The sequence below is a fragment of the Acidilobus sp. genome (assembly GCF_049973875.1).
Lineage (GTDB): Archaea > Thermoproteota > Thermoprotei_A > Sulfolobales > Acidilobaceae > Acidilobus.
In genome coordinates this window covers 1-1,425 of record NZ_JBMFJI010000074.1, presented here as the reverse complement: position 1 = coordinate 1,425, position 1,425 = coordinate 1, and the positions used below count along the sequence as shown (strand labels likewise).

1 protein-coding gene is annotated in these 1,425 nt (G+C 39.9%); it reads right to left on the bottom strand.

Features of this window, described 5'->3' with window-relative positions; all coding sequences use genetic code 11:
- Positions 1 to 146: 146 nt before the first annotated feature.
- Entirely contained in the window at positions 147 to 746 is a 600-nt protein-coding gene (locus ACP5H1_RS08410; RefSeq protein WP_427974066.1) for a hypothetical protein, read from the bottom strand.
- Between the last annotated feature and the right edge of the window lie 679 nt (positions 747 to 1,425).

Here is a 1,425-nt window from a genome sequence, read left to right as displayed (position 1 = left end):
CCTAGGGACGCCAAAACTTCGCCGGAAATTATGCCTACCAACACCTTTGAGCCCCACTGGCTACAGATGTAGGGCTTAAGTTTAGTCGACTCGACCTTTGTGACGACCCAGTTAAACCCTAGCCTGCCTTAGCTGCCAGAGCCTATTCATAGAGTCTGTGAACAGCCTGAGGCCTTGTGCGGGCTTCCCCTGGCTATAGCTCCTATAACCTTCGGTCTCCTGGAGGGAGGCTCGTGGCCGCAGCCCTTCATAAACCTATCCCTTACGAAGTAGGATACAAAGTAGATCCTAGGGGCTTGGTCTTTTGAGAAAACCCTTGAGGTATAATATATTAGGGCCTCCTCATAAGGAGATATGGTGAGATAGGTCACAGGTTTCGACAAGGCCTTAAGGAACTCTTTATACGCCCACCCTGGCCAGTTCTCATTCATGACGTAGGCTTCAAGTACATCCTGTTCTAGTACATATCTGCCTCCAAGAGACCATGTTGGCGCAACTGTGTACCAAGAGGTCGCCATCAGCTTGCCATGTTGATGATAATTCTTCAGGGTATACTTTAGTATTAAACTATTTATTTTATATAATAAAGGCGAAAGCCATTTTAAACTCTTATATTTTTTGTCAAATTCCACAAGAAATTCTAATGAAAATAGAGCCCTTAGAGGCTTGGGTTGAACTATCACCCGAATTCCTCGAAGCGGAGGTTGTCTTCCGAATCCCCATCCTACTAACGCTATAATAGTCACGCGAAACCCTTCCTTTGCTAAGGCTTCGGCTATAGAGTAAATTACTCTCGCCCCCTGATCCCCCCAGACCCCACATAACAAATGTGATAGATCTTATTAGATCATTATTGTTGGGATCCACCATATTTTGACACCCTTTAGTTTACTGTTAGTTTACTTTATTTAAACCCTTAAAAGCCTAACTAAAGTCTTCTTTAATATCCCCTCTATTTTACGTTTTGCATTAGCAGAACCATAAATGATGCCTGTATCAAGGATTTTAATGAGACAGCCTTATTAAGAATTTGAATTAATAAAATTAAAAAGTTAATAAATAAATATAGTAAATAAAAATAATAGCACGCACATACTATATAAATTCCTTTTTTAATATAGTTTTATATGCTAAACTTATGGTAGAGGCTTGGCTTATTGATTAACAACTTATGGATGCGCTTTTTAAACAACTTAATAAAAGCTCATAACTATAACGAGGCTATGTTTCATGAGACGCAACGTATGAGGTGCTCTCGCCAGTTTTTTGTACTAGAAAGCTCTATAATAGAAGAGATATCTTGTAGGCCTTAATAACATTTAAAACTAAAGTTATATGGCCTATAGCTTGGACGACAGGGATTTGAGGACTCTTAACATTAATCTAGTTATAGAGACCAACCAACAAGGTACATACGCCACCGCA